This is a genomic window from Pseudomonas sp. SWRI18, from assembly GCF_014268345.1.
GTDB classification, from domain to species: domain Bacteria; phylum Pseudomonadota; class Gammaproteobacteria; order Pseudomonadales; family Pseudomonadaceae; genus Aquipseudomonas; species Aquipseudomonas cedrina.
This window is the reverse complement of the sequence record NZ_JACCQQ010000011.1, coordinates 142115-165021: the sequence shown is the minus strand read 5'-3', so window position 1 is coordinate 165021 and position 22907 is coordinate 142115. Positions and strand designations below refer to the sequence as shown.

The 22907-nt window shown below is 60.5% G+C and carries 21 protein-coding genes; 15 read left to right on the top strand and 6 right to left on the bottom strand.

What is annotated here, in order from left to right; all coding sequences use genetic code 11:
- Window positions 1-91: 91 nt before the first annotated feature.
- Together H0Z09_RS14630 and H0Z09_RS14625 are read right to left on the bottom strand one after the other, a co-directional pair.
- A complete protein-coding gene (locus tag H0Z09_RS14630; RefSeq protein ID WP_090219949.1) occupies window positions 92-253 on the bottom strand; it encodes a hypothetical protein in 162 nt (53 codons plus the stop codon).
- 102 nt (window positions 254-355) lie between these two features.
- Entirely contained in the window at window positions 356-697 is a 342-nt protein-coding gene (locus H0Z09_RS14625; protein ID WP_076950096.1) for an aspartate-semialdehyde dehydrogenase, read from the bottom strand.
- 219 nt (window positions 698-916) lie between these two features.
- Between H0Z09_RS14625 and rapA the strand changes: the two genes are divergently transcribed.
- The gene (gene rapA, locus H0Z09_RS14620; RefSeq protein ID WP_076950095.1) at window positions 917-3763 is read left to right on the top strand and encodes an RNA polymerase-associated protein RapA; all 2847 of its coding nucleotides are present in this window, start codon (window positions 917-919) and stop codon (window positions 3761-3763) included.
- Between the two features lie 295 nt (window positions 3764-4058).
- Here rapA and H0Z09_RS14615 read toward each other — a convergent pair whose 3' ends face one another.
- Complete coding sequence (locus H0Z09_RS14615; protein ID WP_186691197.1) at window positions 4059-5405, bottom strand: MFS transporter; 1347 nt, start codon at window positions 5403-5405, stop codon at window positions 4059-4061.
- Between the two features lie 251 nt (window positions 5406-5656).
- On the opposite strand from H0Z09_RS14615, the gene H0Z09_RS14610 reads away from it, so the two are divergent.
- From H0Z09_RS14610 to H0Z09_RS14600, 3 genes are all read left to right on the top strand, one after another.
- Window positions 5657-6022, top strand: coding sequence for a YkgJ family cysteine cluster protein (locus tag H0Z09_RS14610; RefSeq protein WP_186691196.1), 366 nt, complete (start codon window positions 5657-5659; stop codon window positions 6020-6022).
- A 138-nt stretch (window positions 6023-6160) separates the two neighbouring features.
- A complete protein-coding gene (locus tag H0Z09_RS14605) occupies window positions 6161-8416 on the top strand; it encodes a bifunctional diguanylate cyclase/phosphodiesterase (protein ID WP_186691195.1) in 2256 nt (751 codons plus the stop codon).
- A gap of 205 nt (window positions 8417-8621) precedes the next feature.
- Window positions 8622-10799, top strand: a complete 2178-nt coding sequence (locus H0Z09_RS14600; RefSeq protein WP_186691194.1) for a hypothetical protein — start codon at window positions 8622-8624, stop codon at window positions 10797-10799.
- 36 nt (window positions 10800-10835) lie between these two features.
- Here the strand turns inward: H0Z09_RS14600 and H0Z09_RS14595 are convergent, their stop codons facing one another.
- On the bottom strand, window positions 10836-11927 hold the full coding sequence (locus H0Z09_RS14595; protein WP_186691193.1) for a hypothetical protein: 1092 nt from the start codon (window positions 11925-11927) through the stop codon (window positions 10836-10838).
- A 250-nt stretch (window positions 11928-12177) separates the two neighbouring features.
- Entirely contained in the window at window positions 12178-12489 is a 312-nt protein-coding gene (locus tag H0Z09_RS14590) for a DUF2288 domain-containing protein (RefSeq protein WP_186691192.1), read from the bottom strand.
- A 341-nt stretch (window positions 12490-12830) separates the two neighbouring features.
- Between H0Z09_RS14590 and H0Z09_RS14585 the strand changes: the two genes are divergently transcribed.
- From H0Z09_RS14585 to H0Z09_RS14545, 9 genes are all read left to right on the top strand, one after another.
- Complete coding sequence (locus H0Z09_RS14585) at window positions 12831-13958, top strand: branched-chain amino acid ABC transporter substrate-binding protein (protein ID WP_076950085.1); 1128 nt, start codon at window positions 12831-12833, stop codon at window positions 13956-13958.
- Between the two features lie 226 nt (window positions 13959-14184).
- The gene (gene livH / locus H0Z09_RS14580; protein ID WP_076950084.1) at window positions 14185-15108 is read left to right on the top strand and encodes a high-affinity branched-chain amino acid ABC transporter permease LivH; all 924 of its coding nucleotides are present in this window, start codon (window positions 14185-14187) and stop codon (window positions 15106-15108) included.
- On the top strand, window positions 15105-16358 hold the full coding sequence (locus H0Z09_RS14575) for a high-affinity branched-chain amino acid ABC transporter permease LivM (RefSeq protein WP_076950083.1): 1254 nt from the start codon (window positions 15105-15107) through the stop codon (window positions 16356-16358). The genes livH and H0Z09_RS14575 overlap by 4 nt, the downstream gene beginning before the upstream one ends.
- Window positions 16355-17122 (top strand): high-affinity branched-chain amino acid ABC transporter ATP-binding protein LivG, encoded by a 768-nt coding sequence (gene livG / locus H0Z09_RS14570; protein WP_076950082.1) that lies wholly within the window; start codon window positions 16355-16357, stop codon window positions 17120-17122. Before H0Z09_RS14575 ends, livG begins: the two co-directional genes overlap by 4 nt.
- Window position 17123: 1 nt before the next feature.
- Entirely contained in the window at window positions 17124-17825 is a 702-nt protein-coding gene (locus H0Z09_RS14565) for an ABC transporter ATP-binding protein (RefSeq protein WP_017844798.1), read from the top strand.
- 248 nt (window positions 17826-18073) lie between these two features.
- A complete protein-coding gene (locus H0Z09_RS14560) occupies window positions 18074-18370 on the top strand; it encodes a DUF2282 domain-containing protein (protein ID WP_012722651.1) in 297 nt (98 codons plus the stop codon).
- 25 nt (window positions 18371-18395) lie between these two features.
- The gene (locus H0Z09_RS14555) at window positions 18396-19271 is read left to right on the top strand and encodes a DUF692 domain-containing protein (protein ID WP_186691191.1); all 876 of its coding nucleotides are present in this window, start codon (window positions 18396-18398) and stop codon (window positions 19269-19271) included.
- Window positions 19268-20044 (top strand): DNA-binding domain-containing protein, encoded by a 777-nt coding sequence (locus H0Z09_RS14550; RefSeq protein WP_186691190.1) that lies wholly within the window; start codon window positions 19268-19270, stop codon window positions 20042-20044. Before H0Z09_RS14555 ends, H0Z09_RS14550 begins: the two co-directional genes overlap by 4 nt.
- Window positions 20041-20526: a DoxX family protein gene (locus tag H0Z09_RS14545; RefSeq protein WP_186691189.1), complete on the top strand. Its 486-nt coding sequence runs from the start codon at window positions 20041-20043 to the stop codon at window positions 20524-20526. Before H0Z09_RS14550 ends, H0Z09_RS14545 begins: the two co-directional genes overlap by 4 nt.
- Here the strand turns inward: H0Z09_RS14545 and H0Z09_RS14540 are convergent.
- Complete coding sequence (locus tag H0Z09_RS14540) at window positions 20523-21431, bottom strand: LysR family transcriptional regulator (protein WP_186691188.1); 909 nt, start codon at window positions 21429-21431, stop codon at window positions 20523-20525. The genes H0Z09_RS14545 and H0Z09_RS14540 overlap by 4 nt on opposite strands.
- A 99-nt stretch (window positions 21432-21530) precedes the next feature.
- On the opposite strand from H0Z09_RS14540, the gene H0Z09_RS14535 reads away from it, so the two are divergent.
- Together H0Z09_RS14535 and H0Z09_RS14530 are read left to right on the top strand one after the other, a co-directional pair.
- The gene (locus H0Z09_RS14535; protein WP_076950076.1) at window positions 21531-22130 is read left to right on the top strand and encodes a short chain dehydrogenase; all 600 of its coding nucleotides are present in this window, start codon (window positions 21531-21533) and stop codon (window positions 22128-22130) included.
- A 96-nt stretch (window positions 22131-22226) separates the two neighbouring features.
- Window positions 22227-22898, top strand: a complete 672-nt coding sequence (locus tag H0Z09_RS14530; RefSeq protein ID WP_076950075.1) for a hypothetical protein — start codon at window positions 22227-22229, stop codon at window positions 22896-22898.
- The last annotated feature ends 9 nt before the right edge of the window (window positions 22899-22907 follow it).

Genomic DNA, 22907 nt, shown 5'->3' with positions numbered 1-22907 from the left:
GCGGATTGGAAAATTGACCGGGGTCAATGTCGCCCACAACAGGGCGTAAAGAAGGGCAATAACTGACCTGCATCAAGGGATGCAGGTTGTTTCAACGCTTTTTTGGCTTGTTCTTCGATTTCTTCTTCGCTTTGCCCAGCGGCATCGCCTGCTCAAACGCTTGGCGTACTTCATTCAGGCGTTTGTCATTGAGGTCATGCACGCGCTTGGCGCGTTCGGCATTCAGATCAATCAGCTTGTCGTCTTCACTCATGGCTTGGCTTACGTCGTGGAGGAGATAGCCGAATAATGCGGCCTGCTCCGTTCAACGGCAAATCAGCGAGCGACAAAAGGCAGGCGAGGGCGTTGTGTGCGACTAAACTTCGACATCTACCCACAAGCCCTGACGCGGCGCATCTTCGATCAAGGGGATAACCGGAACGGTATTGTCGGCATTGAGCATATCCCCCGGAATAGCCAGGTGCTGCTCCGGGTCGTCATCGGCTTCACGCCGGCGTTTCTGCTGTTCCTGCTGGCGGCGCTGTTCTTCGCGCAGCAAAAACGTAGAAGTCTCGGCATCGCCCTTCTTAAGGTCGATGGTGCTTTCGTTGGAGCCCGGCTGAACGGGCACCACCGGCGGGATATCCGGCTTCTGGCGCACCGGATCGAGTTGTGACGTGACCGGCACAACGCTGACGGGCAGCATGGGTGGCAGCATGGTGGTTATTCTCCTGATCAACAGGCTGTCGGCGGATGCCAGGGCGACTTGAGCGCAGGCTTGCCAAGCTGTGACCCAGTCGACACTCACAAGTGCCCGCCACCCGTCGATCCACCGCTGCATACGCGGCCCAAAGGCAGTAGTTTTTGTCAGAGTCCTTGGGCGTGGGGCCTTGTTCCGTTAACATAGTCGGCTTTTTCACGGCGGGAGTCAGGCAGCATGGCGCAGCAGTATCAACCGGGGCAACGCTGGATTAGTGACAGCGAAGCGGAGCTGGGGTTAGGCACCGTTCTGGCACAGGACGGCCGCTTGTTGACCGTGCTCTATCCGGCCACTGGCGACACTCGCCAGTACGCGCTACGGAATGCGCCCCTCACCCGCGTGAGGTTTTCGCCGGGCGACAGCATCACCCATTTCGAAGGCTGGAAAATGACCGTGCAGGAAGTCGACGACGTCGACGGCCTGCTGGTTTACCACGGCCTCAATGGGCAGAACGAACAGGTCACCCTGCCGGAAACCCAACTCTCCAACTTCATCCAGTTCCGCCTGGCCAGCGACCGCCTGTTCGCCGGGCAGATCGACCCGCTGGCCTGGTTCTCGCTGCGCTATCACACCCTGGAACACACCAGCCGCCAGCTGCAGTCCGCGTTGTGGGGCCTGGGCGGCGTGCGTGCGCAGCCCATCGCGCACCAATTGCATATTGCCCGCGAAGTCGCTGACCGTATCGCGCCACGGGTACTGCTGGCCGACGAAGTGGGCCTGGGCAAGACCATCGAAGCCGGCCTGGTGATCCATCGCCAGCTGCTGTCGGGCCGCGCCAACCGCGTGCTGATCCTGGTTCCGGAAAACCTGCAGCACCAATGGCTGGTGGAAATGCGCCGCCGTTTCAACCTGCAGGTTGCGCTGTTCGACGAAGAACGTTTTATCGAAAGCGATGCCACCAACCCGTTTGAAGACACTCAGCTTGCCTTGGTTGCGCTGGAATGGCTGGTGGACGACGAGAAGGCCCAGGACGCGCTGTTTGCCGCCGGTTGGGACCTGTTGGTTGTCGACGAAGCCCACCATTTGGTGTGGCATGAAGACAAAGCCAGTGCGCAGTACTCGCTGGTCGAGCAACTGGCCGAAGTCATCCCCGGCGTGCTGCTGCTCACCGCCACCCCGGAACAACTGGGCCAGGACAGCCACTTCGCACGCCTGCGCCTGCTGGACCCGAACCGCTTCCACGACCTGCAAGCCTTCCGTGCCGAAAGCGAGAACTATCGCCCGGTGGCCGAAGCTGTGCAGGAGCTGTTGGACAAAGGTCGCTTGTCGCCCGCCGCGCACAAGACCATCCAGGGTTTCCTCGGCAACGAAGGTGAAGCCCTGCTCACCGCCGTCAACGATGGCGATACCGAAGCCAGCGCACGCCTGGTCCGCGAGCTGCTCGACCGCCACGGCACCGGCCGCGTGCTGTTCCGCAATACCCGCGCCGCCGTGCAAGGCTTCCCCGAGCGCAAACTGCACGCCTACCCGCTGCCGAACCCGGACGAATACCTGGAATTGCCGCTGGGCGAGCACGCCGAGCTGTACCCTGAAGTCAGCTTCCAGTCACAGCCGGACATCGAAGAAGAGAATCGCTGGTGGCGCTTCGACCCACGGGTCGAATGGCTGATCGACCAGTTGAAGATGCTCAAGCGCACCAAGGTGCTGGTGATCTGCGCCCACGCCGAAACCGCCATGGACCTGGAAGACGCCCTGCGCGTGCGCTCCGGCATTCCGGCCACGGTGTTCCACGAGGGCATGAACATCCTCGAGCGTGACCGCGCCGCCGCCTACTTCGCCGATGAAGAATTCGGCGCCCAGGTGCTGATCTGCTCGGAAATCGGCAGTGAAGGCCGCAACTTCCAGTTCTCCCACCACCTGGTGCTGTTCGACCTGCCGTCCCACCCCGACCTGCTGGAACAGCGCATCGGCCGTCTGGACCGGATCGGCCAGAAACATGTGATCGAACTGCACGTGCCGTACCTGGAAACCAGCCCGCAGGAGCGCCTGTTCCAGTGGTATCACGAAGCGCTGAACGCATTCCTCAACACCTGCCCGACCGGCAACGCCTTGCAGCATCAGTTCGGCCCGCGCCTGCTGCCGCTGCTGGAAAACGCCGACGACGGCGAGTGGCAAGCCCTGATCGACGAGGCCCGCGCCGAGCGCGAGCGCCTGGAACAGGAACTGCACACCGGTCGTGACCGCCTGCTGGAACTCAATTCAGGCGGCGCGGGTGAAGGCGATGCATTGGTCGAGGATATTCTCGAGCAGGACGACCAGTTCGCCTTGCCGATCTACATGGAAACCCTGTTCGACGCGTTCGGCATCGACAGCGAAGACCATTCGGAAAACGCGCTGATCCTCAAGCCGAGCGAAAAAATGCTCGACGCCAGTTTCCCCCTGGGCGACGACGAAGGGGTGACCATCACCTACGACCGTAACCAGGCACTGTCGCGCGAAGACATGCAATTCATCACCTGGGAACACCCGATGGTACAGGGTGGCATGGACCTGGTGCTGTCCGGTTCGATGGGCAATACCGCCGTGGCGCTGATCAAGAACAAGGCGCTCAAGCCCGGCACTGTATTGCTGGAACTGCTCTACGTCAGCGAAGTGGTTGCGCCGCGCTCGCTGCAACTGGGCCGCTACCTGCCGCCGGCCGCCCTGCGCTGCCTGCTGGATACCAATGGCAACGACCTGTCGGGCCGCGTGTCGTTCGAAACCTTGAACGACCAGCTGGAAAGCGTGCCACGGGCCAGCGCCAACAAGTTCATCCAGGCTCAGCGTGACCAGCTGACGCCGCGGATCAACGCAGGCGAAGAGAAGATCGCCCCGCGTCACGCCGAGCGCGTGGCCGAGGCCAAGCGTCGCCTGGCTGCGGATACCGACGAGGAACTGGCACGCCTGACCGCGTTGCAAGCGGTCAACCCGACCGTGCGCGACAGCGAGCTGGTTGCCCTGCGCAACCAGCGCGAGCAAGGCTTGGCCATGCTGGATAAAGCCGCACTGCGACTGGAAGCGATCCGGGTGTTGGTGGCGGGTTGATCGCCGCCCTGCCCTGCTGAACAAGAAGGCCCGCGCAATGCGGGCCTTCTTTATAGGCTTCACGGGCCTCATCGCGGCATAGCTATCTACACAATTTTTAAAGGCTGAAAAATCTCCCTGTAGTGAGCGGGCTCGTCCCGCGCTGGGTGGCGAAGCCGCCCCAAACCAGGCGGCCGGGTTCTACCTCTAGTTCGGCGATGCCTTGATTGGGGCGGCTTCGCCACCCAGCGCGGGACAAGCCCGCTCACTACATAGAGGTGTAGGTACCCATGCTCGCGAAGGGGTCTGCCCGGCCTCAAGCAGTGACCGCCTGCGCCGACACCTCCACCGCCCCCAGCCCCTCTTTCATCCGCTTGGCATCGCGCACAAAACTGCGCGAGGCCTGGAACAGGAACAGCATGGTAAGGAACAACGCCACCGGAATCAGGTACATCGCGTCATGCAGGCCCACCGCCTTGTAAGCCTCGGTCATCTGCTCGGCCCCTGCCGCGTACATCGCCGAGTGCGCAAAATGATCGGAAAGACCACCCACGACAATCGGCCCCATCCCGCCGCCCAGCAAGTACAACCCGGCAAAGAACAACGCCATTGCGGTCGCCCGCAAACGCGGTTCAACCACGTCCTGAATCGCCGTGTACACACAGGTATAGAAGTTATAGGCAAACAACCAGCCCACACTGAACAGCGCCACAAACACCCCGATTTCAATGCGCCCGGCGTGCAACGCCCAACCCGTGGTCACGGTGGAAATGATCAGGCTGAACGCAGCAAACAACAGCCGGCCATTGGCGACACGCTGGTGGACCTTGTCGGCGATCCAGCCACCCAGCGTCAGGCCCACCAGGCCGGTCAGGCCGACAATCACCCCGGTGGCGACCGCAGCGTCCTGCAATGGCATCAGGAAGTAACGCTGCAACATCGGCACCAGGAACGAGTTGCAGGCATAGGTTGCAAAGTTGAAGCACAACCCGGCCAGCACCAGCCACAGAAAGGTCGGCACCGCCAGCACGCGGCGAATCGGGCGGTCGACGCGTTCCTGGGAGACTTGCACGGTTTCCGCCGCGCCGCGCTTGGGCTCCTTGATATAGAACATGAACACCGCGAGGATCATCCCTGGCACGGCGGCAATGAAAAACGGCGCGCGCCAGCTGTCGAACGCCTTGACCATCCAGCCGATGGTAAAGAACGCCAGCAACAGGCCCAACGGCAGGCCCAGCATGAAAATCCCCATGGCCCGCGCCCGGCGATGGGCGGGAAACAGGTCGCCAATCAGCGAGTTGGCGGCCGGCGCATAGCTGGCTTCGCCAATGCCGATGCCCATGCGCACCAGCAGGAACGTCCAGAAACTGCCGACCAGGCCGTTGACCGCCGTCAGCCCGCTCCAGGCGAACAGGCCCCAGCCCATCAGTTTGCTGCGCGAACCGGTGTCGGCCAAACGCCCGAGCGGCAAGCCGGCAATGGCGTAGACGATGGTGAAGGCGGTGCCGATGATGCCGAGCTGGAAGTCGCTCAGGTGCCATTCCATGCGGATCGGCTCGATGATGATCGCCGGGATGGTACGGTCGAAGAAATTGAACAGGTTGGCGAGGAACAGCAGGAACAGAATGCGCCAGGCATTCGCCGCTTGGGTCGAGTTCTGCATGGGTCCGTCTCTTTTATTGTTATGAGAGCTGCGATGCCCGATGCATCCCGCCCGGTACCTGCAACATAGTCAGGCGCACGGCGCTTGTCTGTAATGATTCGTAAAGCTGATAGGGCATGATTTGACCCGGCGCTGCGGCACTTTGCCTACGAAAATATAAGTACACGCCCCCCTTCCCAACGGCCATGGCCCGGATAGAATGGCGAGCCTTCCCGTAGTCCCCCCACTTACCTTCCTAATCGATGACGCCCATGTCCGAAGCCAGTCCGTGTCTGAATTGCGGTGCCTGCTGTTCATACTTTCGTGTGTCTTTCTTCTGGGGTGAGTGCGCCTCGTCAGGGGGCACGGTACCCGACGACCTGGTCGTGCAGATCAACCCCACCCGCGTGGCCATGATCGGCACCGACCAGAAACCCGCGCGCTGCTGCAGCCTTGAGGGTGAAGTGGGCCAAGCGACCCGTTGCACGATTTACGATGAACGCTCCAGTGTATGCCGCGAGTTTGATTCGTCTTGGAGCCAGGGCGTGCAGAATGTTGACTGTGATGCCGCTCGCGCCGCCTTCGGCCTGGCGCCCTTGGAAGCCCCTTTCGAGCTGGAACTGCCCATCAGCGCTTAGCACCAGACGCGATGCCGGGCATGCCAAAATAATTCAAAGCAAAGTGCCATTAGCGATGGCAAATCCCGCAAGGCTTCTATACTCGACCGCATAGGTCATCGCCTCTGGCAGTGACGTGACGCTATGACAGGGCATGCTATGGAATGGCTGGGTCTGCATTTTTTTACTGAGCTTCCAGAACACGGGCATTTACTACTCAATTGCAGTCATAACCCGTTCCTGGTGCTGTTGGCCTATCTGGTCGCTTGCGCGGCGGGTTTCGGTACGCTGGACATGGCTGAACGCGTCGGCCATGTCGAGGACCCCACCGCCCGGCGCAACTGGCGCTGGCTCGGCGCCGGTTGCCTGGCAGGCGGAATCTGGTCCACCCACTTCATCAGCATGCTGGCCTTCCAGGCGCCCATTGCGATCCACTACGAATTGATAATGACGTTCGCGTCCTTGGTGATCGCCCTGATCGCTTCGTTGTTCGCCATGCAAACCCTCAGTCATGCCAAGCTGCGCTTGCACCAGTATTTGCTCGCGTCGCTATGGATGGGGATCGGCATCGCCTTGATGCACTACGTGGGCATGTCGGCCATGCGTTCCCAGGCCCAGGTGTATTTTGAGCCGGGGCTGTTCATGGCCTCGGTGGGTATCGCCATAGGCTCAAGCCTGGCGGCGTTGTTGCTGTCGAGCTACTTGCGCACCGGTACCGGCGTGTTTCACCAACTGCTCAAATATGCCGCCAGCCTCGTATTGGGCGCGGGCATTCTGAGCATGCATTTTACCGGCATGGCGGCGATGCAAATGATCGTCCCCACCGGAGCGGACCTGTCGTTACCGACGGGCAATAACCCTATCCAACTGGGCCTGTCGGTGGCCGTCATCACCTTGCTGGTGATCGGCAGCAGCGTCAGCGCCGCCTTGGCCGACAAGAAGCTGCAACACAAGGAACGCGATTTGCGCCGGGTCAATGCCCTGCTCAGCGAACTCGACCAAGCTCGCGCCTCGCTGCAACAAGTGGCCCACTACGACGCCCTGACCAGCCTGCTCAATCGCCGGGGCTTCAACCAGATCTTTGCGGAGAAGCTCGCCGAGAAAACCGCCTCCCACGGCATGATGGCGGTGATTTTCCTTGACATCGACCACTTCAAACGCATCAACGACAGCCTCGGGCATGACGCCGGCGACCAGTTGCTCACGGTCCTGGCCGGGCATATCAAAGGCTCGGTGCGCAGCCACGCCGATGTGGTCGCGCGGTTTGGCGGCGATGAGTTCTGCATTTTGATCAGCATTCACCACCGCGACGAAGCCCGGCACCTGGCCCAGCGCATCATGCAACAGATGAAAGAACCCATCGAACTGGCCGGCCGTCGCATGGTGATGACCACCAGCATCGGCATCAGCCTGTTCCCCGATGACGGCCTGACCTGCGAGGAGCTGCTGAAAACCGCCGACCTTGCGCTTTACCAGTCCAAGGACATGGGGCGCAACAGCCTGAACTTCTTCAGCTCCAACCTGAAAACCCGCGCGTCCCTCGAATTGCAATTGGAAGAAGAACTGCGCGGAGCCCTGCGCGCCCGCAACCAACTGGTGCTGTTCTATCAGCCGATCTTCGACATGAAGCAAGGCAAGGTCACGCGGCTGGAAGCCCTGGTGCGCTGGCAACACCCACAGCACGGTCTGCTGGGACCGGATCGGTTTATCGGTATCGCTGAAAGCAACGGGCTGATCGCCGAGTTGGATCACTGGGTGCTGCGCCAGGCCTGTCATGACCTGAGCCTGCTGTCTGACCGTGGTTATACGGAACTGACCATGTCGGTGAACTGTTCGGCCCTGAACCTGGCCCGCGATGAGCTGGCGGACGAAATCGAAGATGCACTGCGCTTGAGCGGCATCGCCGCCACCCGCCTGGAATTGGAAGTGACTGAAAATGCACTGATGGGCAACATCAGCAGCACCCTGGTACTGCTGCGGCAAATCCGCGCGCTGGGCGTGTCGCTGGCTATCGACGACTTTGGCACCGGCTACTCGTCCCTCGCCTACCTCAAGCGCCTGCCGCTCAACACCTTGAAGATCGACCGCTCGTTTATCCAGGATATTCCCAGGTCGATTGCCGATATCGAGATCGTCCAGGCGATTATCGGCATGGCCCACACCCTGCACTTGCAAGTGGTTACCGAAGGCGTGGAAACCCAGGCGCAGTTCGAGCTGCTGCTCAAGCATGGCTGTGATTTCGTCCAGGGTTACCTGCTGAGCCCGGCGGTGGCGGCCAGCGACATCATCGGCGTGATCCAGGGTATCAACCTGCGCCACCCACATGGCGGGGCGGCTGCCAAGGACGGCAGCTCGGCAAAAGAGTCCTCCCCAAGCCACGACGGCCCCAATTCAATCGTCAGGCCAATTCGCTGACGCCTAAACTTTGGCCTTTCGCCATCATTTGCCTAAAGAACGCCGACGAACGGCCGATCCATCAGAGTCCGGCCAGGTTTTTCCCTGAACACTTCGAGGGGTGAAGCCGCTCGTCCAGGACAAGGACGCACTGCAAAGTCGCGAACACCCATTGCGTGATGGCCCCTTGATTTCTTCAGCCATCCGCCCAGGCACATGGCGCACAATGACTTCTAAAAATAACTCTGCCACCGTGGTATCCGACGTGTTGCTCAAAGCTCCTGCGGACAAACCCTCAGGTTCAAAGTCATTGAGCACCGCCCGCCCGCTGGCCACCCAGCAATACCTGTACTTCACCGAAACCAATACCGACCGCATCCTCGACAACCTCGACGGCCTGCGCGACATGGTGTTCCCGCGCCCACCCCATCTGGAAGGCGACAGCGATCCGCGTAGCGAGCAGGAATTCCCTTCGGTATGCCTGATCGGCCTGGGCCGTTGCGGCTCGAACATCGCACTGGACGTGGCGGAACTGGTGTACAACGCGCGCAAGTTCTACTTGAACGAATTCAGCAACGAAGACAAGTCGCAGGACAAGGGCTACAGCCCGGCCCAGTGGCTGCGCAACAACCTGCGCCTGGGCAGCGGCAAGGCCAGCAAACCGGTGTTCCTGGTGGAACCGCTGGTGATGCTGGGCGACCTGGACAAAGACATCGCCGGGCGCATCCGCTTCTCGCGCAAGGGCGAAAAAAGCGGCTTCCTGCGCGACTACAGCAAAATGAAAATCATGGACCTGTCGGAAGTCCATGCCGGCGGCGCCGGTAACGCGCCGATCCTGGGGCAGTACCTGGCCAAGATCATCCTCAACAAAGATACCCAGCGTTTTTCCAGCCCCGACTGGAAGATGATCCACTCGTACCTGATCGACTCCTGCGGCATCAAGGCCAACCAGTCGCGCCTGTACTTCTCGATCTTCAGCGCCGGCGGCGGTACCGGCTCGGGCATGGCCTCCGAATTCGGCCTGGCGCAGCAACATTCGTACATGAACAAGACGTTCGACACCAAGCCCGCCGACGAGCACGACAGCAAGAGCGGCCACGCCTTTGTGTTCGAGCCGATTTTCACCAGCGGCATCTGCGTGCTGCCGAATATTTCCGACCATCGCAGCGAAATGTCCGAAGCGCTGCACATCAACGCCGGGCGGCTGCTGTGCAAATACCTCTCGGAAGAATGGGATTTCTCATACAACTTCGACAATGAAGACAGCAGTGAAGCCAGTGTGAAGGGGCGTATCCGGCCGTGGAACGCGATGATGCTGATCTCCAACGACATCATGCGTTATGCCGAAGAAAGCGACGACGGCAACATCCAGAACATTGATGTCAATGCCATGGAAAAACACGCCAACCAATACATCTCCCAACAGATCTTCAACATCCTCACCGCCCAGGCGGTGACCACCGACTACGACCAGAACTACTTCCGGCGCGCCGGTATCGACATCGGCGAAACCATCCGCCTGGATGCCAACGACCTGTTCATGAGCCTGGCCGGCCCGGTGGCGATTGCCTACGCCGAGTCCGTGGTTCCCGAAACGCCGGCACCGTCCAGCGACAAATTCAAGGTGTTCGAAAAAGAGCCACAGCGTCTGAACATTGATGACCTGTTCTTCCGTTCCATCGACCTGCCGCACTTCAACAAGGTCACCCAGGCCATCGAAGGCATCAGCCTGCTGCCGATCGAGTCCAAGCGCTACAAGGCGTCCCTGGAGCAATACAAGAACTCCGGCTACGACGCAGCGGCGCTGCATGACCTGCACTTTTTCAAGAACTGCTCGTCGGTGGTGTCCATCGTGTCCTTGCCCAAGGACTACAAGCTGTCCTATATGGACCTGAACCGGCTCAAGACTCACCTCAACAGCCTGTTCCCCAACACCACCCTCAAGCGCTACGCCCTGGTCATCGGCGCCTCGGCCAACCTGTCGCTGACCACCCTGATCGCGAAAAGCCCGTGCCTGTCGGATGACTTCCTTACCTTGATCGTGGCGTTTATCAAACGCTGCTTTGCGCGCAACCCGTACCGCTTCGACGACACACTGGACAACTCGATCCTGGACTTCATCATCCACGAGGACTTCGACGAAGACCGCATCGACGAATTGCTCAACGAGTTCGAGAACCCGGCGAAGATCCTCGATACCAACTGGTACGCGATCAAGCCGATGTATGAGAAGAAATACCGCGAGCTGATCAACGACAAAGACAAGTTTGTGTCGATCAATGACATTCGCCTGTCACGGGACTGCGTGAAGAAGGCGATCAAGTACCTGCGTGAGATTTACCGTCACCGCATCGGCAAGACTAAGGTTATCTCGCTGAACAACCATACCGGCAAGACCGGCTGAAGCCCTGCGACGGCGCCCTTCGCCGCCGTCGCTGCCTTATTGGGCTCGTCGTTGGTGCAGGTAGGCGACGATGGCCTGCTCATCGGCGGACTTTGCCGGCCGAGGCAGTTGCTTGGGCCACACAGCCTCGTGCGTACCGAAGAACTTTTTCTGCTCAGCCTCATCCCAACTGCGGATTTCACGCGAGGCCGATTCCCACCAGCCCTGTCGACACACGTCGTAATAAGGATTCTCAGGCGCCGCGCTGCCGTAGAGCAAGTCGCGGCCAACCCTTTTCAGATGTTTGCGCTGATTGCGCAGCTTCCATTTGATCAGCAGCCGCTGCCAGGCGCTGGGCATAGGCTTGACCTGGGGCACGTCGAGGCAACGCGCAACCAGTTCAGGCCCGAAGGTCTCGCCGTGAAGACCGAAAAAATGCGCCTGCATGGCGTGGAAAAAGCGCTTCTCGGCGTAATAGTGATGAACCCACTTGCTGGACTCGCGCACCGTCTTGCCACGCATCGCAAAGGAAATCGCGACTTGCTCGATGGTGTGGATATCGAACGAGCCCTCGGTCCACGCGTCGATCAGGCTGATCGCGGTGTCGAGCAGCGCCGTATCCGTGTCACACACGCCGCACAAGCCACTGTTGTAGAGCTTGAAGCCGTTACTCGCAGACACGCCATGGGCATGCAGGTGCGTGCCCAGCTTGAGGTAATCCGGACGTTTGCAGACATAGCTCCAGTCGTACTCGAATTCGTCCATCACATACTGGCCAGGCGCGATAAGTTCGAACACACGATGCGGGGACTTGAGGAACAGCGTGTCGGTATCGACAAACAGCGTCTTGTCCGCAAGCTTCAACCCTTCGGCGATCGCACAGGCTTTGCGCCGGTGGGTATAACCGTTGTCACCCTGCCATCGGGCCAGGGTCTGCTCGTCCAACGCCAGGGTTTCCACCGGCCAGCCGGTGAAGTCCTGGGGCCGGTCAGTCATGACCCGGATGCACAGCGACTCGCCCCGTTTGAGCTGCGCCAGGGCGGTGAGAATGCTGAACTTGGCTTCGCGCCGGTAAACTTCCTGTTTACCGTAGATAAGGTAAAGCAACTGGTGCGAGGGTTTCGCTGAGAGAGGCAGCGTTGACGGCATGACGAGCTCCGGATGACAGGCGGCGAACTCTACCGGATTCCAGCCCTTCCTACGCTTCGATCTGACAATTGCCGGCTTTTATTCACACCGCGAAACAATTCTTCCGCGCTTTGGGCGACGAGAAAACTGTTCCCATGACGTGCGCGTCACCCTCCGCTGTGACCTTTCTTCACGGCAAGATGCCATCACCGCTGCAGCGGTTACTCCGCTACACACTTTTTAAGCGCAGCATCACGCACCATTTCAGTGCTTATGGCGCGAGCACTGCCCTTTCCTGGATCAGGATCCACGGGGAAACAACCACCGCCCATAAGCTGGGATCGCGCTCCACCAGGTCCAGCGCCCGCGTGGCAGACACTTCAGCCAAGTTGCCCGAGGCCAGCCAGGCAGCGACTTTGTCACGGTTGTCTTCGGCCATTCCTTCGGCAGCCTCGATCAAATCCAGGCTGGCGTCGACCCACAATAGGGCACCTTTGGCAAAGAACGGCTCAAGCTCCTTCCAGGATATTTCGGCGGTTTCACCGAGCAGCTTGGCATAGAGGGTGCTAGGTTCTTGCATCATGGGAGTTCACCTTGGGGAAAAATCGGCGCAATCATAACGTCGCGGCCGAGGTAGAAAAACCCAGTTGCAATTGAGTCATCGAGAGAAAGTGTCAGCAAAGCCAAGGATTGCCTGGAACTCTGGCATCACCCCGCCGCAATTCTGTCTTTTTCTTTCATTTAAGCGACACACCCGGGTTTTGCCCCCAGCAGCCAGCTTTTCAAGCGATCAACCGGCGCTCTACACTGTACCGGTACAGTTGCCAGGGCACTGCCGGGGGGATATCCGGGATATCCGATCCGGTTCTGCAGCTCACAAGGCCGCTAGAACTATAAAAAATACAACAGTAAGAGTGGAGCACTATGAACAAGGCTACTAAGCAGATTTCCAAACTGTTTGCCGCTATGGTCCTGGCTGGGGTTGCCGGCCATTCGTTCGCCGCCGACACCATCAAGATCGGTATCGCCGGCCCTAAAACCGGCCCGGTGACGCAATACGGCGACATGCAATTCATGGGTGCCAAGCAGGCCATCGCCGACATCAACGCCAAGGGCGGCGTTGATGGCAAGATGCTTGAGGCCAAGGAATACGACGACGCCTGCGATCCTAAACAAGCCGTTGCCGTCGCCAACAAAGTGGTCAACGACGGCGTCAAGTTCGTGGTTGGCCACCTCTGCTCCAGCTCCACTCAGCCTGCGTCCGATATCTACGAAGACGAAGGCGTGATCATGATTACCCCGGCCGCCACCAGCCCGGAAATCACCGCCCGTGGCTACAAGCTGATCTTCCGCACCATCGGCCTGGACAGCGCCCAGGGCCCAGCGGCCGGCAACTACATCGCCGACCACGTGAAGCCGAAAATCGTCGCCGTCCTGCACGACAAGCAGCAATACGGTGAAGGCATCGCCAGCGCCGTGAAGAAAACCCTGGAAGAAAAAGGCACCAAGGTCGCGGTCTTCGAAGGCCTGAACGCCGGTGACAAGGACTTCTCCTCGATCATCCAGAAACTCAAGCAAGCCAATGTCGACTTCGTCTACTACGGCGGCTACCACCCTGAGCTGGGCCTGATCCTGCGCCAAGCCAAGGAAAAAGGCCTGAACGCCAAGTTCATGGGCCCTGAAGGCGTCGGCAACGACTCCATCTCGCAAATCGCCCAAGGCGCTTCCGAAGGCCTGCTGGTCACCCTGCCTAAATCCTTCGACACGGAGCCTGCCAACAAAGCCATCGTTGACGAGTTCGCCAAGAACAAGCAGGACCCGACCGGTCCATTCGTGTTCCCGGCCTATTCGGCTATCGAAGTGATCGCTGGCGGTATCAAAGCCGCGAAGAGCGAAGACACCGCCAAAGTGGCCGAAGCCATCCACGCGGGTACTTTCAAGACCCCAACCGGCGACCTGAGCTTCGACGCCAAGGGCGACCTGAAGGACTTCAAATTCGTGGTCTACGAATGGCACTTCGGCAAGCCGAAAACCGAAGTATCCCCTCAGTAAGCCAGGCGTTACTGGTCCTGCAAGCCCACTGTGAGAGCAGTGGGCTTTGTTTTACGAGGTTTATGGGCCTGTCACCCGCGATCCGGGCGCTGGCTCACCTGAAAATCTTAAAACCGTCACCAGCGGTTCGCTGGCAAACGCTTTGTGCAACCTGGTCATAGAACAGGGCACAGGCCGGAAATGACTCCACCAGTGAAATGCGTATCGGGTTTTTAGGAGCGCTGTAATGCCTGAGCTCTATCATTTTTTCCAACAGCTGGTTAATGGCCTGACCATTGGCAGCACCTATGCCTTGATAGCCATTGGCTACACCATGGTTTACGGCATCATTGGAATGATCAACTTCGCCCATGGCGAGGTGTACATGATTGGTTCCTACGTGGCCTTTATCGCCCTTGCCGGGTTGGCCATGATGGGGATCCACTCCCTGCCGCTGTTGATGACCGCCGCGTTCCTTGCGTCAATCATCGTGACCAGTGCCTATGGCTACAGTATCGAGCGCGTTGCCTACCGTCCCTTGCGTGGCAGCAACCGCCTGATCCCGCTGATTTCCGCCATCGGCATGTCGATTTTCCTGCAGAACACCGTATTGCTGTCCCAGGACTCCAAGGATAAATCCATCCCCAACCTGATCCCGGGGAGCTTCTCCTTCGGCCCGGGTGGCGCGCAGGAAGTGCTGGTTTCCTATATGCAGATCCTGGTCTTCGTCGTCACCCTGGTGGCCATGCTGGGCCTGACCCTGTTCATCTCCCGCTCCCGTCTGGGGCGCGCCTGCAGGGCTTGCGCCGAAGACATCAAGATGGCCAACCTGCTGGGCATCAACACCAACAACATCATTGCCCTGACCTTCGTGATCGGTGCCGCGCTGGCAGCCGTCGCGGCGGTACTGCTGAGCATGCAGTACGGCGTGATCAACCCCAACGCCGGTTTCCTGGTGGGCCTCAAGGCCTTTACCGCGGCGGTATTGGGCGGCATCGGCAGCATTCCGGGCGCGATGCTCGGCGGCCTGGTGCTGGGTGTGGCCGAGGCCTTTGGCGCCGATATCTTCGGCGACCAGTACAAGGACGTCGTGGCGTTCGGCCTGTTGGTTCTGGTGTTGTTGTTCCGTCCGACCGGCATCCTGGGCCGTCCGGAGGTTGAGAAAGTATGAGCAGATATCTTAAATCGGCGTTTTTCAGCGCCTTGCTGGTGTGGGCCGTGGCCTTTCCGGTACTGGGCCTCAAGCTGAGCATTGTCGGCATCAATCTGGAAGTGCATGGCACCGGTCCCGTGACCCTGACCATCATCGCCTTGTGTTCGGTGCTGCTGTTCCTGCGCGTGCTGTTCACCCAGCAGGTCGGGGCCTTGTTCAAGGGCAACCGTCGCCCTTTGGTATCACCCAAGGTCAGCCAATTCCTGACCCTGCCGCGCACCCAGCGCTACATCATCATCGGCTTGATCGTGGCCGCGCTGATCTGGCCGTTCTTCGGCTCGCGCGGCGCAGTCGATATCGCCACCCTGATCCTGATCTACGTGTTGCTGGGCCTGGGCCTGAACATCGTGGTCGGCCTGGCCGGCCTGCTCGACCTGGGTTATGTGGGTTTTTATGCCGTGGGTGCCTACACCTACGCGCTGCTCTCGCATTACCTGGGCTGGAGCTTCTGGATCTGCCTGCCACTGGCGGGCATGGCGGCGGCCACGTTTGGCTTCCTGCTGGGTTTCCCGGTGCTGCGCCTGCGCGGCGACTACCTGGCGATCGTGACCCTGGGCTTTGGGGAGATCATCCGCCTGTTCCTGCGTAACCTCACTGATATCACCGGTGGACCCAACGGCATCAGCAGCATCCCCAAGCCGACGTTCTTCGGCCTGTCGTTCGACCGCACCGCCGCAGAGGGCATGCAGACCTTCCACGAGTACTTCGGGATTGCCTACAACCCGGTGAGCAAAGTGGTGTTCCTGTACCTGGTGGCGCTGTTGCTGGCACTGGCCGCACTGTTCGTGATCAACCGCCTGCTGCGCATGCCGATCGGCCGCGCGTGGGAAGCGCTGCGCGAAGATGAGATCGCCTGCCGCGCGCTGGGCCTGAACCCGACCATCATCAAGCTTTCCGCCTTTACCCTGGGTGCTGCGTTCGCCGGTTTCGCCGGCAGCTTCTTCGCCGCGCGCCAAGGGCTGGTGACGCCGGAGTCATTCACCTTTATCGAGTCGGCGATCATCCTCGCCATCGTGGTACTGGGTGGCATGGGCTCGCAACTGGGCGTGATCCTGGCGGCGATCGTGATGATCCTGCTGCCGGAAATGATGCGCGAATTCAGTGAATACCGCATGTTGATGTTCGGCGCCCTCATGGTGCTGATGATGATCTGGCGCCCTCAAGGCCTGCTGCCCATGCAACGTCCACACATGGAGCTGCGCAAATGAGCCGCGAGATCCTGAAAGTCGAAAACTTGAGCATGCGCTTCGGCGGCTTGCTGGCGGTCAATGGCGTGGCCCTGACCGTGAAAGAAAAACAGGTTGTGGCGTTGATCGGCCCCAACGGCGCCGGCAAGACCACGGTGTTCAACTGCCTCACCGGCTTCTACAAGCCAAGCGGCGGCAGCATCCTGCTGGACGGACAGCCGATCCAGGGCCTGGCCGGTCACGAAATCGCCCGCAAGGGCGTGGTGCGCACCTTCCAGAACGTGCGACTGTTCAAGGACATGACGGCGGTCGAGAACCTGTTGATCGCCCAGCACCGTCACTTGAACACCAACTTCTTCGCAGGCTTGTTCAAGACCCCGGCGTTTCGCAAAAGCGAGCGCGAGGCCATGGAGTACGCCGAATACTGGCTGGACAAGGTCAACCTCACCGAGTTTGCCAACCGCCCGGCCGGCACCCTGGCCTATGGTCAGCAACGCCGCCTGGAAATCGCCCGTTGCATGATGACCCGCCCGCGCATCCTCATGCTCGACGAACCTGCCGCCGGCCTGAACCCCAGGGAAACCGAAGACCTCAAGGCGCTGATCAGCGTGCTGCGCGAGGAAAACAACGCCACCGTGCTGTTGATCGAACACGACATGAAACTGGTCATGAGCATTTCCGACCACATCGTCGTGATCAACCAGGGCACGCCTCTGGCCAACGGGAGCCCGGAGCAGATCCGTGACAATCCCGAAGTGATCAAAGCCTATCTGGGGGAAGCGTAAAATGCTGCAATTCGAAAACGTTTCCACTTTCTACGGCAAGATCCAGGCCCTGCACAGCGTCAATGTGGAGGTTCGCCAGGGTGAGATCGTCACGCTGATCGGCGCCAACGGCGCCGGCAAGTCGACCTTGCTGATGACCCTGTGCGGTTCGCCCCAGGCCCACAGCGGCAGCATCCGCTACATGGGTGAAGAACTGGTGGGCCAACAGTCGTCGCACATCATGCGCAAGAGCATCGCGGTAGTGCCGGAAGGCCGTCGCGTGTTTTCGCGCCTGACCGTGGAAGAGAACCTGGCCATGGGCGGGTTCTTTACCGACAAGGGCGACTATCAGGAACAGATGGACAAGGTGCTGCACCTGTTCCCCCGCCTCAAGGAACGCTTCAGCCAACGCGGCGGCACCATGTCGGGCGGCGAACAGCAAATGCTCGCCATCGGCCGCGCGTTGATGAGCAAGCCCAAGCTGCTGCTGCTGGACGAACCTTCCCTGGGCCTGGCCCCGATCATCATCCAGCAGATTTTCGACATCATCGAACAGCTGCGCAAGGACGGTGTGACGGTGTTCCTGGTGGAGCAGAACGCCAACCAGGCGCTGAAGATTGCCGACCGCGCCTATGTGCTGGAAAACGGCCGGGTGGTCATGCAGGGCACTGGCGAGCAGTTGCTGACGGATCCGAAGGTGCGTGAGGCGTACCTGGGCGGTTAAGCGAAATTTGCTGTAGGAACCGGATCAAAATGTGGGAGCGGGCTTGCTCGCGAATGCGGTGGATCAGTCAGCATATTCAGTGACTGGTACTCCCCATTCGCGAGCAAGCCCGCTCCCACATTTTGCTTTGTGTGGGCCCTGAAATTTGCATTGTTGGAATTATTTTCGGCAGACGTGTAACAAAGTTCACCCCGCCGTCTCTAGTGGTCCAAGCAGGCAAATACGCCCGCCACTACTGGAGACACACCATGACCACCAAACTGTCCGCCGCCACCCTCGTCCTGGCCCTCGGTTCCGCCCTGAGCCTGTCTGCCCTGACCACCACCGCCCACGCAGCCGACGACATGCAGAAATGCTTCGGTGTCGCCGAAGCCGGCAAGAACGACTGCGCCGCTGGCGCCGGCACGTCCTGCGCCGGCACCTCGAAAACCAAAGACCAGGCCAATGCCTGGAAACTCGTCCCCGCCGGCACCTGCCTCAAAACACCAAGCTCCACCTCGCCGACCGGTTTCGGCCAGGAAGCGGCCTTCACCGCCAAGTCCTGACCCTGGCGAAACCTGAGTACAGACGATGCCCCTTTCATCCCTGCAAGCCATCGCCCAGGCTCAGGCGCCCGGCCTCCCGCGCCGGGCCGGGCTGGGGCTCAAGCATGAGCACTTCACTGAAGTACTCGACACTTCGCCCGACATCGGTTTTTTTGAAGTGCACGCCGAAAACTACATGGTGGCCGGCGGCCCGTTTCATCACTATCTGGGGATGATCCGTGAGCAGTACCCGCTGTCGTTGCACGGCATAGGCCTGTCCATCGGCGGCGAAGCCCCGCCGGACCGTACGCACCTGGCACGGTTGGCGAGGTTGATCGAGCGCTATCAACCCCACGCTTTTTCCGAACACCTGGCCTGGTCGAGCCACGGCTCGGTGTTCCTCAATGACTTGCTGCCCCTGGCCTACGACAACGCTACCCTGCAACGGGTGTGCGAACACGTTGACCAGGTACAAAGCGCCCTCAAGCGGCCAATGCTGCTGGAGAACCCGTCGACCTACCTGCAATTCGAGCGCTCAACCCTGGACGAGACTGACTTCATCAGCGCGATCATCCGTCGCACCGGCTGTGGCTTGCTGTTGGACGTGAATAACGTCTACGTGTCCTGCGTCAATCACCAGCGCGATCCACTTTCCTACCTCGACGCACTGCCATTGCACGCGGTGGGTGAGATTCATCTGGCCGGTTTTGCCGAAGACACGGACAGCCTCGGTGATCGCCTGTTGATCGATGATCATGGTGCTCCGATCGATAACGCGGTGTGGCAACTGTACGAAAAGGTACTGGCGCGCGTCGGCCCGGTGCCAACGTTGATCGAACGGGATAATCAGGTGCCGGCGTTCAGCGTATTGCTGGCCGAGGCGCAACAGGCCCAATGGCATCTGTCGCAGGTGGCCCCATGAGCCTCTATGACGACTTTGCCGCAGCCCTATTGGCGCCGGACCAGGCCTGCCCCGAAGGCCTGGTCAGCCGCAACGGTGCCGACCCGGCCAGTCGCTTCGCGGTGTATCGCAACAATGTGCACAGTTCGTTGATCAACGCGTTGGCAACCGCTTACCCCGTGACGTTGCAACTGGTGGGCGAGGAATTCTTCCGCGCGATGGCGGGCCTGTTCGTACAGGCTTGCCCTCCCACCAGCCCGCTGATCAGCGAGTACGGCAGTGCGTTCCCAGCGTTTATCCAGGACTTTGAGCCGGCCGCCAGCGTGCCCTACCTGGCCGATATCGCGCGCCTGGAACGCCTGCGCGTGCGTGCCTACCACGCGGCGGATACCCGGCCGCTGGACCAGCAAGCGATTCTTCAAGTCATGCAAGGCCAGACAGACGTCGGAAAATTGCGCCTGCAGTTGCACCCATCCCTTGCCACCTTGAATTCTGCCTTCGCGGTGGTGGCGGTATGGGCCGCGCATCAATCCGAGGGTGCCCTGGCCACCCTGAACCCCTGGCACGCCCAGGCTGCACTGGTATTGCGCCAGGGGCTGGAAGTCAGGGTGTTTGCCATCGACAGTGGCTCAGCGAGGTTTATCAACAGCCTGGCCCATGGCAGTCCATTGGAAAAAGCCGTGGAGCAGGCGCTTGAAGCAAGTGCCGAGTTCGATCTGCACCACTGCCTGACGTTGCTGATCAGCCAAAACGCCATCACTCATCTGTATCCAGAACAAAAGGTATCGCCATGAACACGTATCCATGGGACCTGATCAATCGGGTCATCGCGTTTTTCGAGCAAATCCCTTACAGCCTGATTGCCTTTCTCGCACGGTTTTCGATTGCTGCGGTGTTCTGGAAATCCGGGCAAACCAAAGTCGACGGTTTCGCAGTGGATATCATCAGCGGCACCTTCCAACTGGGCGAACCGAAACTGGCGGCCTCGACACTGCCGCTGTTTCGCAGCGAGTATCCTGTGCCGTTGCTGCCGCCGGAGGTGGCGGCGCACATGGCGGCGTTTGCCGAGCACTTTTTCCCGGTGCTTATCCTGGTTGGCTTGGCCACGCGCTTTTCGGCCTTGGCCCTGATCGGCATGACGCTGGTGATTCAGCTGTTCGTCTACCCGGACGCCTACCCGACCCACGGCACCTGGCTTGCGCTGCTGTTGCTGCTGGTGGCGAAGGGTCCGGGGCGCCTGTCCATCGATCACTTGATCGCGCGTCGCTACGCTTAAAGCCGATCCAGCGCCTCGCCGCTGCGCTTGAACCAGCCCACCAGGTAATCGGCCAACACCTGGGTGCGACGCGGCAGGCCGCCCTGATAAGGGTGCACCAGGTACATCGGCATGCTCCGCGTCTGATAATCGCGCAGGAGCCAGCGCAAGCGGCCGTCAGCCAATTCAGTCGGCAGCAGGTAGGACGGCAGGCGTGCGATACCGGCGCCGACCAACGCAGCCTTTTTCAACAGGTTGTAATGATTGGAGGCAAAGGTGCCGCTGACCCGCACCCGCAGCAGTTCGTGCTGCTGGTGGTACAGCCACTCCTCACGACCGCTGTAGTGGCTGTTGAGCAAGCAGATGTGGTTGGCCAGGTCGGCCGGGGTCTTGGGTTCGCCGTATTGCTCGAGGTAGGCCGGGCTCGCGCAGGTCACCTCATGCCAGGCCAGCAATGGCTTGGCCACCAGGCGCTCGTTTTCAATCGCGCCTGAGCGTACTCCCAAGTCAAAACCGTCCCGCGCCAGATCGCGATAGCGGTTGTTGAGCTCCAGCTCGATCTGCACCTGCGGGTAGTGCTTGGAGAACTCCAACAGCAAGCCGTCGAAGAAGGTTTCGCCCAACGACACCGGAACCGTCATACGCACAGGCCCGGCCAGATCGTCCTTGAGGCGGGCCAATGCCTGACGGGCGCGTTCCACCTGTACCACCAGAGCCTGGGCCTGGGGCAGCAACGCCGCACCGGCTGCCGTCAGGCTGAGTTTGCGCGTGGTGCGGTGCAGCAAAACCACGCTGAACCGCGCCTCCAGTTGACTGATGCGCTTGGACAACTGCCCTTTGCTGCAGCCCAATTGCTCGGCGGCCACGGTAAAACTGCCGGCGTCGATCAGCACGGCAAATGCGGCCAAGTCGTCCATCTCGCTCATGGATTGTTTCCAAATGAAAACCAAAGGTTGCCTATTAGTGCGTTTATCCACTGGAAAAGCCACTCTAGACTGAGCCTTCACTCACCCGGAGGAACAACCATGAAAATCCTGTTGATTGGCGCCAGCGGCACCGTCGGCTCGGCGGTCAAGGCCGAACTGGCCCAGCGTCACGAAGTGATCGGCATCGGCCGCAGCAGCGGTGACTTCCAAGTGGATATCAGCGACAGCGCATCAATCCGCAAACTGTTTGAACAGACCGGCACCTTTGACGCGCTGGTCTGCGCGGCGGGCAGCGTGAACTTCGTCGCGCTGGGCGACATGAGCGAAAGCGATTTTGAATTGGGCCTGCGTGACAAGCTGATGGGCCAGGTCAACCTGCTGTTGATCGGTCGCGAGTACGCCAACGATGGCGCCTCGTTCACCTTCACCAGCGGCATTCTCAACCGCGACCCGATCCGCACCGGCGCCTCGGCGGCCCTGGTCAACGGCGCGCTGGATGCCTTCGTCAAGGCCGCGGCGCTGGAATTGCCGAGGGGTTTGCGCGTCAATTCGGTGAGCCCGACGGTCCTGCTTGAAGCCATGGGCAGCTACGCGCCGTACTTTCGTGGCTTCAAACCGGCGGCTGGCGCCGACGTGGCATTGGCCTATGCAAAAAGTGTCGAAGGCTTGCAAACGGGTCAGACCTTTATCGTTGGCTGAACCCGTCGTCTGTCAGAATCGCCTTAAGCTGCCGGGCGGGGTTGTGATGCGACGCCGGCCTGCGTAACGTGGCGGCACTTGTCTGGAGACCCGATCATGCGTGCCGCCCATACCCTCGCTCTGTTTGCCTTGTTCCCCCTGTTCGCCGCGTGCCAGATGTTCGACAAGGAGCCGGCCACGCCGTCTCTGGCCGGGCTGACCCGCATGCAGGGCGAACTCACGGCGGTCGGCGGCAAACTGCTGTTCCAGCCGTGCAATGACAAACGCAACTACGTGGTCAACGACACGGGCGGCACCAGCATCCTGCAGGAAGCAGCGTCCCTGGCCGGCCAGCAAGGAGCGTTGTTCGCCGACCTGCGTGGCAAATTCTCCGGGGTCGCCAGCGGCACCCAGGGCAGCGTCGACCTGCAGCAGCTCTACCGCGTCGAGCGCTCGACCTCGGCCTGCGATGACCCGGATTTCAAGCGCATGATCCTGCGCGCCAACGGCCACAAGCCCGCCTGGGCGATGAACGTCACGGCCAAGGGCATGGTGCTGCTGCGGGAAGGCCAGCCACCCTTGGCGGTGCCGTATGTGGAAGAACAGATCGGTGACGGCCGCTTCAACCTGATGACCGAAGCCAACAACCAGCACGTCGAACTGTGGGTCGCCCCGCAACGTTGCATCGACAGTGTCAGCGGCAGCCTGCAACACATGACCGCCGAGCTGCGCGTCAACGGCCAGGTGCAACGGGGCTGCGCAGCGTTTGGCGGCTCGCGCGACGACTGACTGGGCACT